Genomic DNA, 14,336 nt, shown 5'->3' with positions numbered 1-14,336 from the left:
CGGGATGCGCTTGCCTCTCGGATCCACCAGTCTCAGTGCGAGCGGCGGCGTCGTCACTCTCGTCGGGAGGACGGACAGTGAATGGACTCCGGTCGGTCGTCGAGGCGCCGGCCTGTCTGCGTCGCTCGCCACGCTCGCGCCGCAGCGCCATGACGGCGCACACCGCACAGAAGATCTCGCTGAGGCTGTGCCTTCGGATGCTCCGGACGCACCGAGGTTCGCCGAAGGGCAGACCATCCTGTGGCGGTACGGCCGCTTCGTGGAGACGGCTCGCGTCGTCCGCGATGACGATAAGGCGCTGATCGTCTGGATTCCGAGTGGTTCGGCTCGCCTCGAGGCGGTTCCAGCCGACGGTCGTCGTTCGCGCGACGTGCCGCTGGATGAACGATTCCAGGTGCCATGGGCGGTTCGCGAGTCGACGTGGACCGGACCGGGAGTGGTGCGCGTCGCGCCGACGGGCGCACCGTGGTCGGTGTGGTTCTTTCGCGCCGCGGATGGCACACCCAGCGGCGCTTACGTGAACCTCGAGCTGCCGCACTGGCGCTCACGCGATGCCGTGTTCTCCCGTGATCTCGTGCTGGACCTCTGGATCGACGCAGAGCACACCGGCAGTGAGGACGTCTGGCTCAAGGACGCGGACGAGTTGGCGGCCTCGGTGGAGCAGGGCAGATTCACCCACGCGGAAGCTGACGCGGTCCGCGCTCTCGCCGATCATGCTGCAGATGCCTTCATCAGCGGCGCTCGATGGCCGCTGGACGGCGAATGGGATCGCTGGACCCCCGATGCCGACATGGATGAGCCGCTTCGGTTGCCCTCGACCGCCTCTGTCCAGGCCGCGCGGGCGCGTCGTGGTCGGGGTCTCATGGAGCACTGACAGTGACGGAAAGCGTTTTGTTAGACTGAACGACGCCCTGGGCGCTGCCTCGGGGCTGATCACACGAGCGGAGACATATGTCCGGGCATTCCAAGTGGGCGACGACCAAGCACAAGAAGGCGATCATCGATTCGCGCCGTGCCAAGTCGTGGGCAAAGCTCATCAAGAACATCGAGGTCGCTGCGAAGCTCGGCGGACCCGATCAGGCAGGCAACCCGACCCTCTTCGATGCGGTCTTCAAGGCGAAGAAGATGTCGGTCCCCAAGGACAACATCGACCGGGCCGTCAAGCGCGGCGCCGGCATCGGCGGCGAGGCCGTGGAGTACGCCTCGATCATGTACGAAGGCTACGGTCCCAACGGCGTCGCTCTGATGATCGAGTGTCTGACCGACAACAAGAACCGTGCTGCGGCGGAGGTGCGCACGGCGCTCAGCCGCAACGGTGGCACGCTCGCCGACCCGGGGTCGGTCGCGTACAACTTCAGCCGTAAGGGCGTCATCGTCGTCGGTGCGGAAGGCACGACGGAAGACGACGTCATGATGGCTGCGCTCGAAGCCGGCGCCGAGGAGATCGAGCCGCACGGCGAGGGCTATGCCGTCATCACCGAGGCGACCGATCTCGTCGCGGTGCGCACGGCTCTGCAGGACGCCGGCATCGACTACGAGTCGGCTGACGTCGAGTTCGTTCCGAACCTCAAGGTCGAGGTCGACGCCGCGACCGCGCGCAAGATCTTCCGTCTGATCGATGCGCTCGAAGACAGCGACGACGTGCAGAACGTCTTCAGCAACTTCGACCTCACCCCCGAGGTGCAGGCCGAGCTCGAGAACGACGAGTAGAACCATCACGACGGCGCGCCCGTCGCCGCGTCGGAAGACGGGCGGCGGGCGCGCCGTCGCGTTCGGGGCCGAAGCGGTGCGTAGCCTGGGGGAGTGACAGCACGAAGCATCCGCGTCCTCGGCATCGACCCGGGCCTCACCCGTTGCGGTGTGGGCGTCGTCGACGTCGACGGAGCGCGTCGAGCGACGCTCGTGCATGTGGGAGTCATCCGTACGCCAGTCGACGCGCCGATCGGCGAACGTCTCGCCGGAGTAGCCGCGGGACTGCGTGCGATCGTCAGCGAGCATGAGCCGCACGCGGTCGCGGTGGAGCGGGTGTTCGCGCAGCAGAATCTGCAGACCGTCATGGGCACGGCGCAGGCGAGTGGTGTTGCGCTGCTCGTGGCAGCCGAGGCGGGGCTGCCTGCGGCGACCCATACCCCCAGTGAGGTGAAAGCCGCGGTCACGGGCTACGGCAGCGCAGACAAGCGACAGGTGCAGGCGATGATCGCGCGGATCCTCCGGCTTGATTCTCCGCCCCAACCTGCGGATGCCGCGGATGCACTGGCCATCGCCATCTGTCATGCGTGGCGCCGCGGCGCCGCATCCGCGACCGCCGACGCACTCACGCCGGCGCAAAGGGCCTGGGCCGATGCCGAGCGTGTCGCTCGAACATATATACGATGATTTCCCATAGGGTGAGAGCATGATCTCCTCCCTTCGTGGCGTCGTGCTTTCCACGGGTGCCGATTCGGTGATCGTCGAAGTCGGAGGCGTGGGCTTCTCGGTCGCGGTTCCCGGAGATGTCGCCCACACGGCGCACGTCGGCGAGACGATTCTGCTGCACACGTCGCTGATCGTCCGCGAAGATGCGCTCTCGCTGTACGGCTTCGCCGACACGGCTGAGCTCGAGGTGTTCGGGCACCTGATCGGCGTGACCGGCGTAGGGCCGAAATCGGCGCTCGGCGTGCTCTCGCACCTGTCGGTCGACCAGATCGCTACGGCTGTGGCTGCGGATGACGACGCGCCGTTCCGTCGCGTGTCGGGAATCGGGCCGAAGACCGCCAAGCTCATCGTGCTGCAACTCGCGGGCAAGTTGAAGCCGCCTGCCGCCGCCGCGCCGGCGCAGACGGCGACGACGGCGATCACGGAGCAGCTGGTCGCCGCTCTGGTCGGTCTCGGGTGGTCCGAGAAGGTGGCAGCGGAGGCTGCGGAGCAGAGCGCCGCCGACGCGAGTGAGACGGAGCGGCAGTCCGTCGCGCTGCTGCTGCGGCGCACACTCTCCACCCTTGGGCCCGGACAGGGAAGTGCCCGTGCCTGAGTTTCACGACGCCGGTGAGGTCGCCGATGAGGCGGAGCTGGCGATCGAGGGGGCGCTGCGCCCGCACAGCCTCGACGAGTTCGTCGGCCAGCAGAAGGTGCGCGGCCAGCTGAAGCTGCTGTTGGATGCTGCGCGCATCCAGGGACGTCCGGCTGATCACATCCTGCTGTCGGGCCCTCCCGGGCTCGGCAAGACGACACTCGCGATGATCGTGGCTCACGAGAGCGAAAGGCCGCTGCGCCTCTCCAGCGGTCCGGCGATTCAGCATGCGGGCGATCTGGCGGCGCTGCTGTCGAGCCTCACGCCGGGCGAAGTCCTCTTCATCGACGAGATCCACCGGATGGCGCGCTCTGCAGAAGAGATGCTCTATCTCGCGATGGAAGACTTCCGCATCGACATCATGGTCGGCAAGGGAGCCGGCGCGACCAGCATCCCCCTGGAGCTGGCGCCTTTCACCCTCGTCGGGGCGACCACCCGATCGGGTCTGCTGCCCAACCCGCTTCGTGATCGGTTCGGATTCACGGCGCACCTCGAGTACTACGAAGCCGAAGAGCTGGAGCGCGTCGTCGCCCGCTCGGCGCTGGTACTGGGCGTGCAGGTCCCGTCGATCGCACGCGATGAGATCGCCCGCCGCTCGCGGGGGACACCCCGCATCGCGAACCGCCTGCTGCGGCGGGTCCGGGACTACGCGCTCGTTCATGGCGAAGGATCCGCAGCCTCCGCGGGGGACGTGCACGCTGCGCTCGACCTGTATGACGTCGACCGTATCGGCCTGGATCGTCTCGACCGTGCCGTCCTGGAAGCGCTGGTGCGCAAGTTCCGCGGTGGTCCAGTCGGCCTCTCCACGCTTGCTGTGGCGGTCGGCGAAGAACCCGAGACCGTCGAGAGCGTCGTCGAGCCCTATCTCGTCCGGATCGGCTTCATGGGACGCACTCCGCGTGGCCGTATCGCCATGCCGGAGGCATACCAGCATCTCGGTCTTCCACAGGCGACGGGTTCGCCATTGTTCGATGACCTATAATCGCTAAAGATTTCCCCCATCACATGCGGTTGCCATCGACGGTGCGCGCGTGTTCCCTGAAAGGCACCTTCTCCACATGGATTTCGCGACGTTCTTCGCTCAGTACGGCCTCTTCCTCATCCTGGCGGTGCTCCTGGTCTTCATGATCCTGAACACCCGCAAGCGCACGGCGAAGATGAAGCTCGAGCAGGAGCAGAAGCAGCGTGACACCGTTCCCGGCGCGCGCGTGCTGCTGCAGGGCGGGCTCTACGGCACAATCGTCGAGTTCGACAGCGAAGACCTCGACAAGCCGGCGCGTGTCGAGATCGCGCCCGGAACGGTCATCGACGTGCACTCGCAGGCGATCCTGCGCATCGTCGACACCTCGGCCGTCGCAGACGAGCCCGCGCCGCTGGATGACCAGCCTGTCCTGGACGAGCCCCGCGTCGAGTCCGCGGAAGAGACGCGGGCACGTCTCGAGCGCGACGACGACCAGAAGTAACGCGCATTTTCCTTCGCTGACAGAAAGCTGATCTTTCGTGGCTTCATCTTCTCCGACTCGTCACGCCTGGCGGGTCCTTCTCAGCCTGCTCGTCGTGACGGGCGTGCTGTTCGGCATCAACGCCCTCGGCGTCTACGGTTTCGGCAAGAGCTCATGGACTCCCGAACTGGCACTCGACCTGCAGGGCGGCACCCAGATCATTTTGGCCGCCAACACGGAGGACGGTGCCGACCCGTCGCAGGAGCAGATGGAGCAGGCCGCGGCGATCATCCGTCAGCGTGTGGACGCCTCCGGTGTCGGTGAAGCCGACATCACCACCGAGGGTGGGCGCAATATCGTCGTCCAGATCCCGGGCGCGGCAGATGAAGAGACGCGAAACCGCATCGAGGCGAGCGCCAAGCTCGAACTCCGTGCCGTGATCGCCACGACGCAGGCGGCCACGTCCTTCGTCGGCGAAGACGGCAATGAGACTCCGTTCCCGAGCCCGGATCCGACGCTGCAGTCCACGCCGTCGCCCGAGCCGACCGACGGCAGCGACATCGCCTGGGCGACCCCGCTGGTGCAGGCGGAGTTCCTGGCCTTCGACTGCGCGAACCCTCAGAAGGATCCCGCGAACGCACCGGCCGGTGAGCCGCTGATCGCGTGTGATCCCCTCAACGGCGCGAAGTACCTGCTCGGCCCGGTCGAACTCGACGGCGGCTCGATCACGGACGCGACGAGCGGTCGCGAGCAGACCAGCGGCCGCTGGGTCGTGAACATCACGTTCGATCAGCACGGCACCGAGGTCTTCGGCGGCGTGAGCCAGCGCCTCTTCGGGCTCGAGTCCCCGCGTGACCAGTTCGCCTTCGTGCTCGACGGATCCGTCATCTCGGCGCCGCAGATGCAGGGCGTCATCCTCAACGGCAAGCCCAGCATCAGCGGCACCTTCGACCAGGAGACGTCGAAGACGCTGGCAGACCAGCTCAAGTACGGTGCCCTGCCGCTCAGCTTCGAGGTCGTCAGCTCCGACACGATCTCTGCGACGCTCGGCTCGCAGCAGCTGCAGATCGGTCTGCTGACAGGACTCATCGGTCTCGCGCTCGTCGCGATCTACTCACTCTTCAGCTATCGGGCGCTTGGCTTCGTGATCATCGCCTCCATCGGCGTGATGGCGGTGCTGACGTACATCATCATCTGCATCCTCGCGTGGCGCATGGGCTTCCGCCTTTCGCTCGCCGGCGTTGCCGGTCTCATCGTCTCGATCGGATTCACGGCCGACTCGTTCATCGTGTACTTCGAGCGAATAAGAGACGAGCTGCGTGATGGCAAGTCGATCACCGGCGCCGTCGAAGACGGATGGGCCCGCGCCAAGCGCACGATCTACATCTCGAAGTCGATCAACGTGCTCGCCGCCGTCGTGCTGTACATCCTCGCGGACGCGACAGTGAAGGGCTTCGCCTTCACGCTGGGTCTCACGACGCTGATCGACGTGTTCATCTTCGTCATCTTCACGCACCCGGTCATGCAGTTGCTTGCTCGCACCCGCTTCTTCGGCCAGGGGCACCCGCTCTCGGGCATGGACCCGGCCGCTCTGGGCGCCGTCTACACGGAGCGCACCAAGTTCCGCGTCGTCGAGCCCGGGTCGATGGGCAAGGCCGCGCGAACGGCGCGATCACGGAACGAGGCCGAGCGGCGTCAGACCATCGCGGAACGCAAACGAGCGGTCGCCACGAGCGACAGCTCCGGCAGCAACGGAAACGAGGGGAACGCCTGATGCGCTCCATGAACGAGTTCGGAAACGACCTCTACACCGGCAAGACGTCGTTCCCGTTCGTCGCCCGCCGTCGCCTGTGGTTCATCATCGCGATCGTGCTCGTCGTCGGCGCAGCGCTGGTGCCGCTGTTCCGACCGATCCAACTGTCGATCGAATTCACCGGCGGTTCGCAGTTCACTGTGGAAGCCCCGGCATCGACCGATCAGGCGCTGGCCACGGAGGCTGTGCGCTCTGTCGTCCCGGGCGCGACCACCAAGGTGACGACCGTCGGCGGCCGCGACATCCGTGTGCAGGCCGATCAGATGACCGACGCGGACACGCGTGCGGTGGCTACGGCCCTGGCGGATGCCTACAAGGTCGAGCCCGAGGCCGTGACGACCTCATTCATCGGCCCGAGCTGGGGCGAGAACGTCACACGTCAGTCGCTGTGGGGCCTCGCGATCTTCCTCGCGCTGACCTTCCTGATCCTTGCCATCTACTTCCGCACGTGGAAGATGTCGGCAGCCGCGATCATCGGTCTGCTCGATGTGCTCATCATCACGGTGGGCATCTACTCGCTCGCCGGCTTCGAGATCTCCCCGGCGGCGGTCATCGGCTTCCTGACGATCCTGGCGTACTCCCTGTATGACACCACGGTCGTGTTCGACAAGATCCGGGAGAACACGACAGAGGACGGTGAACGCAGTGGCCGTCTCTTCGGAGACTCGGTCAACCTCGCGGTGAACCAGACGCTGGTGCGCTCGATCAACACCTCGATCGTGGCGGCCCTCCCGGTCGGTGCCATTCTGTTCATCGGTGCAATCTGGCTGGGCGCCGAGACGCTGACAGACATCTCGCTGTCGATCTTCGTCGGAATCATCGTGGCGACATACTCGACGTTGTTCGTCGCGGCCCCGCTCTACTCGCTCTTCCGCGAGAAGGAGCCGGAGATCATGGAGCGCGACGCTCGGGTTCGTGCCGCGCGTGAGCGCGCCGCCGTCGGCGAGTAATCAGAGAGCAGGAGACGACGTCAGGCGTGAGTGGTTCGGAACGTTGCGCACTCTCATCCGCGCGTAGGATGGGAACTCTCGGGGAGGTGGAACGATGACCGAAGCGGGAGCAGCTCAGGGCTCTAGCCTGCGTCGTCTCGTGCCGCGCATCTTCTCGCGCGCGCCCCGGATCAACGACCTCGACAACCTGATCCGCACGGCCCGTACCAACCACCCCCGTGGTGATCTTGCGATCATCGAGCAGGCGTACAAGGTCGCGTCGGAGAAGCACGCGGGGCAGAAGCGCCAGAGCGGTGAGCCGTACATCACTCATCCGCTCGCCGTCGCGCAGATCCTCGCGGAGATGGGCCTCGGACCTCGAGCGATCGCCGCCGCTCTGCTGCACGACACCGTCGAAGACACAGGATATCCGCTCACTGACCTCGCGGCGACCTTCGGCGACGAAGTGGCGATGCTCGTCGACGGCGTCACCAAGCTCGACAAGGTCAAGTACGGCGAGAGCGCGCAGGCCGAGACGGTCCGCAAGATGATCGTCGCGATGTCCAAAGACATCCGGGTGCTCCTGATCAAGCTCGCCGATCGCCTCCACAATGCCCGCACCTGGGGTTTCGTGCCCCCGGAGAAAGCGGCGAAGAAGGCCACCGAGACTCTTGAGATCTATGCTCCGCTGGCGCACCGCCTCGGAATCCAGGCCATCAAGTCTGAGCTCGAAGATCTCTCCTTCGCTGTTCTGCACCCGAAGATCTACGCCGAGATCGACAGCCTGATCCGTCAGCGCACTCCACAGCGTGAGAAGTACATCCAGGAGGTCGTCGCCGCCGTCGAGTCCGACCTTCGTGACCTTCGTGTCCGCGGCAAGGTCGGCGGTCGACCGAAGCAGATGTACTCGGTCTACCAGAAGATGGTCATCCGGGGACGCGAGTTCGACGACATCTACGACCTGGTCGGCATCCGGGTGCTCGTCGGGACGGTCCGCGACTGCTACGCCGTGCTCGGCGCGATCCATGCACGATGGACACCCCTGCCGGGTCGATTCAAGGACTACATCGCAACGCCCAAGTTCAACCTCTACCAGTCGTTGCACACCACCGTGATCGGGCCGGGTGGGCGCACGGTCGAGATTCAGATCCGCACTCACGAGATGCACCAGCAGGCCGAGTTCGGTGTCGCCGCTCACTGGATGTACAAGGAGCGGATGGCGGGCGACCCGAAGGGTTCCCAGCGCGTCAGCGACACCGACATGGCGTGGCTCGCGCACATCTCGGACTGGCAGGCAGAGACGGCCGACCCGGGGGAGTTCCTCGATTCCCTGCGCTTCGAGATCGGCGCGAAGGAGGTCTACGTCTTCACGCCGAAGGGCCGTGTCATCGGTCTCCCCTCGGGCGCGACGACGGTCGACTTCGCCTACGCCGTGCACACCGAGATCGGTCACCGCACGATGGGCGCCAAGGTCAACGGCCGCCTGGTGCCGCTCGAGACGACGCTCAAGAGCGGTGATGTCGTCGAGGTCTTCACCTCGAAGAATCCTGATGCGGGCCCCAGCCAGGACTGGCTGAGCTTCGTCAAGAGCACCCGTGCACGCAACAAGATTCGCGGCTGGTTCACGAAGGAGCGTCGCGAAGAGGCCATCGAGCAGGGCAAGGAAGCGATCGCTCGTGCGATGCGTCGCCAGAACCTACCGCTGCAGCGCCTGATGAGCCAGGATTCCTTCACGGAAGTGGCGCACCAGATGCGCTACGAAGATGTCTCGGCGCTCTACGCCGCCGTCGGCGAAGGGCACGTCTCGACGCAGTCGGTTCTCGAGAAGGTCACGGCCCTCGTCGCCGACAACGACACGAACACCGGGGCGATCGATATCCCGATCGGCCGCGCGCGTGCTCCTCGAGAGGGAGACAGCGGCGTGCTCGTCCGCGGTGCGGCAGACATCCTGGTGAAGCTCGCCAAGTGCTGCACGCCCGTGCCCGGCGACGAGATCGTCGGTTTCGTCACACGCGGCAGCGGCGTCTCCGTGCACCGTACGGATTGCCCGAATGTGAAGGCTCTGGGAGCCGATGCAGAACGCCTCGTGGAGGTCTCGTGGGCCCCCACGACGCGCAGTGTCTTCCTGGTGCAGATCCAGGTCGAGGCACTCGACCGTGCTGGTCTTCTCTCTGACGTCACGCGTGTCCTCAGCGAGCATCACGTCAACATCCTCTCGGCGACCGTGTCGACGACGAACGATCGTCTCGCCCTGAGTCGCTTCGTCTTCGAGATGGGTGACACCGTGCACCTGGATCGCGTGCTCAATGCGGTGCGCCGCATCGACGCCGTGTATGACGTGTACCGCGTCACTTCCTCCTGAGCGGAGAGACGGAAGCGCGCACCCGTTCTTCGCTGAGCTGCGCGAGGAGATCCGTCGCCATGCGGTAGCCAGGCTGTCCCTTCAGACGCGGAAGGCGCGGAAGGGCGTCGTCGAGAGAATCCGGACGAAGACGTGCGAGGCGGCGAGCCCAGATCACGCACACTGTATCCCGCCGTGCCCACCGGGCAAGGTCCCAGAGGGTTCGCCCGGAAGTCGAGACGAGGACGCCGCCGATGAGCAGCTGATCTCCATCCGGGAGCAGAGTGTCATGCAGCGTCGCGCGGGGCGTCGGGGTGAGGCGGCCCCGGCGGGGGATTGCGCGCTGAAGATGATGATGGTTCGGCGGTTGATCGCCCGCGCCGAGAATCCACGCGGCGCTCGGCCCCACGAACGCCAGACCGGCGTGTCCGTGTCGGTGCATGCTGATGCCGTGCGCGCGCGTGACTGCGCTTTCGACGAGGTCGGTGGGTGTGTACGCGTCGCCGAGCTCGATCACGTCGCCGTCGAGACGGGCGGCGCTGAGCTCCGCCTGCGAGAGACGTTCACCGGGGATGAGAAGAAAGGCGGGATGCACCCGACCAGTCTGCGGGAACAACACAGGGGAGGCACGTGTGGGTGCCTCCCCTGTGGAAAGAGTCTGCCGAAGCGGCGGGTGGCTAGCCCTCGAGTGCCGAGAGCCAGGCGCGACGGGCCTCAAGTGCCTCTGTCGCCTCCTTGAGAGCCCTCGCATTGCCGGACTTCTCGGCGGCGTCCCGTTCCGCCTCAAGCTTGGCGATCGCATCGATGAGCTGGCTGCTCATCGCGCCGGCACGTGCTTTGGTCTCGGGGTTGTTACGCTTCCAGTCGACATCTTCACGTGCCTTCAGAGCCTGCTCGATCACGCGCAGCTTGTCATCCAGCGCGCGCTCCTTGTCGCGCGGGAAGATACGCCCGACCTCATCCCACTGGCGCTGGATGCGCGTGAGCAGGGCACGGGCCTTTGCGATGTTCGCCTCATCGGCCACGGCCTTGGCCTCCTCGAGGAGCGCTGTGCGCTCTTCGATGCGGGGCGCGGATTCGGCTTCTTCAGCGGCGGACTGCTCTGCACGTGCGGCGTAGAGGGCGTCGCCGGCGGCCTTGAACTTCGCCCACAGGGCGTCGTCGGCCTTGCGACCGGCACGACCCGCAGCCTTCCACTCATCGAGCAGTGTGCGGTACGCCGGGATGCCGTCGAGACCACGCGGGGCCAGAGCCTCGGCGCGCTCGACCAGACGTGCCTTGCGGTCGCGGGCGACCTTGTGGTTCTCGTCAAGCTCGGCATAGAAAGCGCGGCGGTGACGATCGACGGTCGAGCGAGCATCGCGGAAACGCTTCCAGAGCTGCTGGGCCACGCCCTTGGGCAGGTGCGGGCCGGACTGCTGGTGCGCCTGCCAGGACTCGAAGAGCTCGGTCATCTCGACCGTGACCTTCTTCCACTGCACAGACGAGAGGTCCTGTGCGGCGATCGCCTCGGCGCGCTCGACGAGTGACGTCCGGTGCGCGATGGCCTCGTCCAGCGCGGCCTTCGCCTGCTGTGACTCGAGGCGAGTGGCTTCAGCCAGCGAGGCGACGAGGGTGTCGAGACGCTCGCGCAGTTCTGCGAGGTTGCCGACGGCGGCAGCATCGGTCACCTCGGTGAGGAGGTGACGCGCCTGCTTCGTCAGATCGGATGCCGATGCACCGCCGGCCTGGTGCCGCTGCTCGAGCGTGTGAACCTTGAAGGCGATGTCATCGAACTTGCGCACGAAGTAGGCGAGAGCCTCGGCGGGCGTTCCGTCGGGGTACTGCCCGACGATGCGCCAGTCTTCGCCCTCGCGGACCGAGACGGTGCCTTCGTCGTCAACGCGGCCCCACTCGGCCGAGTCGGCGGATGCGACCGGCGACGCGGGTGCGGCCGCCGGGGCGGTGGGCGCCGGGGGAGTGGGACGTGGCATGCGCGGGGGCGCGGGGACCGGGGTGGGCGTATTCGTGGGCTCGTTGGCAGACACGGTGAACTCCTTGCGCGACTGTGCCGCGGGAGGCGGAAAGGACAGTCTTCAGCCTAGTACGCCGCTCGGAGAATGGTGGGCCGCCTTGTCGCGCCTACGGTGCAGGCGTCGGTGTGGGGGTCTCGACGGCGGGTGCTTCCGGCGTCGGCTCGACCGTGGAGGTCGGCGAAGGACTCGGCGCGGGTGCCGGCGCTGTCACCTGTGCGTGCACGGCCTGACTCACGAAAGCGGCCGCGACGATCACCCCGCCCACGATGCCCACGATGACGTTGTCGCGCACGCGACGACGGATGCGCGAGGCGTGCCACTCCGTGCGCGCGGCGTGCAGTCGGGCGCGTTCCTGAGCTTCGCGAACGCTGCGGTCGCGGGCTTTCGAAGGGCGTCGTGCAGACATGTCATCTCCTGAGGGACGGGGCAGGTGCGAGCCTACCGCGAGCGATGTCGGCGGGGCGCATTAGCCTGGGACGGTGACCTCTCCCGCGCCCCTGCTCTCGGCTCAGACGCCGTTGGCCGTGCGCATGCGCCCGACATCCCTGGCAGAAGTGGCGGGCCAGCAGCATCTGCTTCGTCCCGGTTCGCCGATCGTGACGCTTGCCGATCCCGCGGCGGCGGCACCCGGCACGGTGTCGATGATCCTCTGGGGGCCACCGGGAACCGGCAAGACGACCCTCGCCCAGGCCATCGCCCGGTCATCGGGACGACGTTTCGTCGAGCTCTCCGCGATCACTGCGGGCGTGAAGGATGTGCGTGAGGTCATGCAGCAGGCGCTGAACCAGCGCGATCTGTACGGCCAGAGCACGATCCTGTTCCTCGACGAGATCCATCGCTTCACGAAGGCGCAGCAGGATGCGCTTCTGCCCGGTGTCGAGAACGGCTGGGTGATCCTGATCGCGGCGACCACCGAGAATCCCTCGTTCTCGGTCATCTCGCCGCTCCTCTCGCGGTCGCTGTTGCTCACCCTGCAGCCGCTGACTGACGACGACATCGGCGTGCTGATCGATCGAGCGGTGGCGGATGCGCGCGGCTTGAACGATCAGATCGAGGTGGACGACTCCGCCCGTGCTGCGCTGATCCGCCTCGCGTCCGGTGACGGTCGACGTGCGCTGACGGGCCTGGAGGCGGCGGCATCGGTGGCGGCGTCACCTGAGCGTGTCGTGGACGGGGAGAAGCCGCGCATCACAGATGATGACGTCGCGCAGGCTGTCGACCGCGCCCTGCTGCGCTACGACCGGCAGGGGGATGAGCACTACGACGTGGTGAGCGCGTTCATCAAGTCGATCCGCGGCTCCGATGTCGACGCCGCCCTGCACTATCTCGCTCGGATGATCGAGGCAGGAGAAGATCCGCGGTTCATCGCGCGGCGGCTCGTGATCTCGGCCGCTGAGGATGTAGGCCTCGCGGATCCGCAGGCGCTGGGGATCGCGGTCGCGGCGGCCGACGCCGTGGCCTTCATCGGAATGCCGGAAGGGCGTATCCCGCTTGCCGAGGCGACGATCTACCTGGCGACGACCGCCAAGTCGAACGCCGCCTACATCGGCATCGACGCTGCCATCGCCGATATCCGCGCCGGCGGCTTCGGCCGGGTGCCTGTGCATCTGCGCGATGCGCACTATCCGGGAGCGAAGCGCCTCGGGCACGGCAAGGGCTATCGCTACCCGCACGACGCGGACGCTGGGATCGTCGCCCAGCAGTACCTTCCTGACGAGCTGCGCGGACGCACCTACTACGCACCGAAGCAGCTCGGCGCAGAGCGTGATGTGCATGCGCGGCTGGAGCGGATCCGTCGCATCCTGGGCTCCTGATCCCACGTCGCACACCGCGCGCGTGCGGCGCGCGAGCGGCCTGGTAGGATTGATGCGGCTCGAAACCGTGTTTTCGGGCATCCCTCTTTTCCTGCACCACTTCTCGACGTGCCCCGGCGTGCGCATCGAGCAGGCGGAATCGAGGCGATACGTCCGCGAGCCGTGAAAGACACGGCCGCGTAATCGGAAGGAAGCTTCGTGGTTACGAAGTCCCAGGACCGCCGCAAGGTCCGCCTGTCCCGTGCCCTCGGCATCCCGCTGACGCCCAAGGCAGCCCGCTACCTCGAGAAGCGTCCCTACGCTCCGGGCGAGCACGGCCGCACCAAGCGCAAGGCAGACAGCGACTACGCTGTCCGTCTGCGTGAGAAGCAGCGTCTGCGCGAGCAGTACGGCATCCGCGAGAAGCAGCTGCGCATCGCGTTCAACGAGGCTCGTCGCAAGGACGGCCTGACCGGTGAGAACCTGGTCGAGCTCCTTGAGATGCGTCTGGACGCACTTGTGCTGCGTGCCGGCTTCGCCCGCACCACCGCACAGGCTCGCCAGCTCGTCGTGCACCGTCACATCCTCGTCGACGGACAGCTCGTCGACCGCCCGTCCTTCCGCGTGAAGCCGGGTCAGCTCATTCACGTGAAGCCGAAGAGCGAAGGCACCGAGCCGTTCCAGGTTGCCGCCGCTGGTGGCCACGCTGAGGTTCTGCCGCCCGTTCCCGGCTACCTCGAGGTTGAGCTCGACAAGCTCCAGGCGCGTCTCGTGCGTCGCCCGAAGCGTGCCGAGGTTCCCGTGACCTGTGAAGTGCAGCTCGTCGTCGAGTACTACGCAGCGCGCTAAGCACTCGTATTCTCAGCAGAAGGCGTCGGGGCGACCCGACGCCTTCTGTCGTTTCCGCATACGATGGATGACACCGTGAGAATGCGGTTCCTAGGCAAGGTGGCG

The 14,336-nt window shown here is 66.5% G+C and carries 14 protein-coding genes; 11 read left to right on the top strand and 3 right to left on the bottom strand.

Translation table 11 applies throughout. The annotated features are described in order from the left end of the window. The first annotated feature begins 4 nt into the window (after positions 1–4). The 9 genes from AC1REM_RS11770 to AC1REM_RS11730 all read left to right on the top strand — a co-directional run bounded on the left by AC1REM_RS11770 (position 5) and on the right by AC1REM_RS11730 (position 9,595). Positions 5–874 (top strand): ribonuclease FAU-1 family protein, encoded by an 870-nt coding sequence (locus AC1REM_RS11770; protein WP_492514788.1) that lies wholly within the window; start codon positions 5–7, stop codon positions 872–874. A gap of 77 nt (positions 875–951) precedes the next feature. After that, positions 952–1,710 (top strand): YebC/PmpR family DNA-binding transcriptional regulator, encoded by a 759-nt coding sequence (locus AC1REM_RS11765; RefSeq protein ID WP_492514787.1) that lies wholly within the window; start codon positions 952–954, stop codon positions 1,708–1,710. A 93-nt stretch (positions 1,711–1,803) separates the two neighbouring features. Beyond that, a complete protein-coding gene (gene ruvC / locus AC1REM_RS11760) occupies positions 1,804–2,376 on the top strand; it encodes a crossover junction endodeoxyribonuclease RuvC (protein WP_492514786.1) in 573 nt (190 codons plus the stop codon). A gap of 19 nt (positions 2,377–2,395) precedes the next feature. After that, positions 2,396–3,010, top strand: a complete 615-nt coding sequence (gene ruvA / locus AC1REM_RS11755; RefSeq protein ID WP_492514785.1) for a Holliday junction branch migration protein RuvA — start codon at positions 2,396–2,398, stop codon at positions 3,008–3,010. Beyond that, the gene (gene ruvB, locus AC1REM_RS11750) at positions 3,003–4,031 is read left to right on the top strand and encodes a Holliday junction branch migration DNA helicase RuvB (RefSeq protein ID WP_492514784.1); all 1,029 of its coding nucleotides are present in this window, start codon (positions 3,003–3,005) and stop codon (positions 4,029–4,031) included. The genes ruvA and ruvB overlap by 8 nt, the downstream gene beginning before the upstream one ends. Positions 4,032–4,107: 76 nt before the next feature. Then, positions 4,108–4,512 (top strand): preprotein translocase subunit YajC, encoded by a 405-nt coding sequence (locus AC1REM_RS11745; RefSeq protein WP_492514783.1) that lies wholly within the window; start codon positions 4,108–4,110, stop codon positions 4,510–4,512. Positions 4,513–4,549: 37 nt separating this feature from the next. Beyond that, positions 4,550–6,265 carry a protein translocase subunit SecD gene (secD, locus tag AC1REM_RS11740; RefSeq protein ID WP_492514782.1) on the top strand — a complete coding sequence of 572 codons (1,716 nt, stop codon included), beginning with the start codon at positions 4,550–4,552 and terminating at the stop codon, positions 6,263–6,265. After that, positions 6,265–7,254, top strand: a complete 990-nt coding sequence (gene secF, locus AC1REM_RS11735; protein ID WP_492514781.1) for a protein translocase subunit SecF — start codon at positions 6,265–6,267, stop codon at positions 7,252–7,254. The genes secD and secF overlap by 1 nt, the downstream gene beginning before the upstream one ends. A gap of 94 nt (positions 7,255–7,348) precedes the next feature. Next, the gene (locus AC1REM_RS11730) at positions 7,349–9,595 is read left to right on the top strand and encodes a RelA/SpoT family protein (protein ID WP_204937318.1); all 2,247 of its coding nucleotides are present in this window, start codon (positions 7,349–7,351) and stop codon (positions 9,593–9,595) included. On the opposite strand, the gene AC1REM_RS11725 is transcribed toward AC1REM_RS11730, so the two are convergent. The 3 genes from AC1REM_RS11725 to AC1REM_RS11715 form a co-directional block, all read right to left on the bottom strand. Beyond that, entirely contained in the window at positions 9,582–10,169 is a 588-nt protein-coding gene (locus tag AC1REM_RS11725) for a hypothetical protein (RefSeq protein ID WP_492514780.1), read from the bottom strand. The two genes, AC1REM_RS11730 and AC1REM_RS11725, sit on opposite strands and share 14 nt — an antisense overlap. A gap of 82 nt (positions 10,170–10,251) precedes the next feature. Beyond that, a complete protein-coding gene (locus tag AC1REM_RS11720) occupies positions 10,252–11,601 on the bottom strand; it encodes a DUF349 domain-containing protein (protein ID WP_492514779.1) in 1,350 nt (449 codons plus the stop codon). Positions 11,602–11,695: 94 nt separating this feature from the next. Further along, positions 11,696–11,995, bottom strand: a complete 300-nt coding sequence (locus AC1REM_RS11715) for a hypothetical protein (protein WP_492514778.1) — start codon at positions 11,993–11,995, stop codon at positions 11,696–11,698. A gap of 73 nt (positions 11,996–12,068) precedes the next feature. On the opposite strand from AC1REM_RS11715, the gene AC1REM_RS11710 reads away from it, so the two are divergent. Next, positions 12,069–13,403 carry a replication-associated recombination protein A gene (locus tag AC1REM_RS11710; RefSeq protein WP_492514777.1) on the top strand — a complete coding sequence of 445 codons (1,335 nt, stop codon included), beginning with the start codon at positions 12,069–12,071 and terminating at the stop codon, positions 13,401–13,403. A gap of 198 nt (positions 13,404–13,601) precedes the next feature. Beyond that, positions 13,602–14,231 carry a 30S ribosomal protein S4 gene (gene rpsD, locus AC1REM_RS11705; RefSeq protein ID WP_204937314.1) on the top strand — a complete coding sequence of 210 codons (630 nt, stop codon included), beginning with the start codon at positions 13,602–13,604 and terminating at the stop codon, positions 14,229–14,231. Positions 14,232–14,336: the final 105 nt, after the last annotated feature.

It is taken from the genome of Microbacterium sp. GW823-FHT02G05 (assembly GCF_058797175.1).
This window is presented reverse-complemented; position numbering and strand designations above follow the sequence as displayed.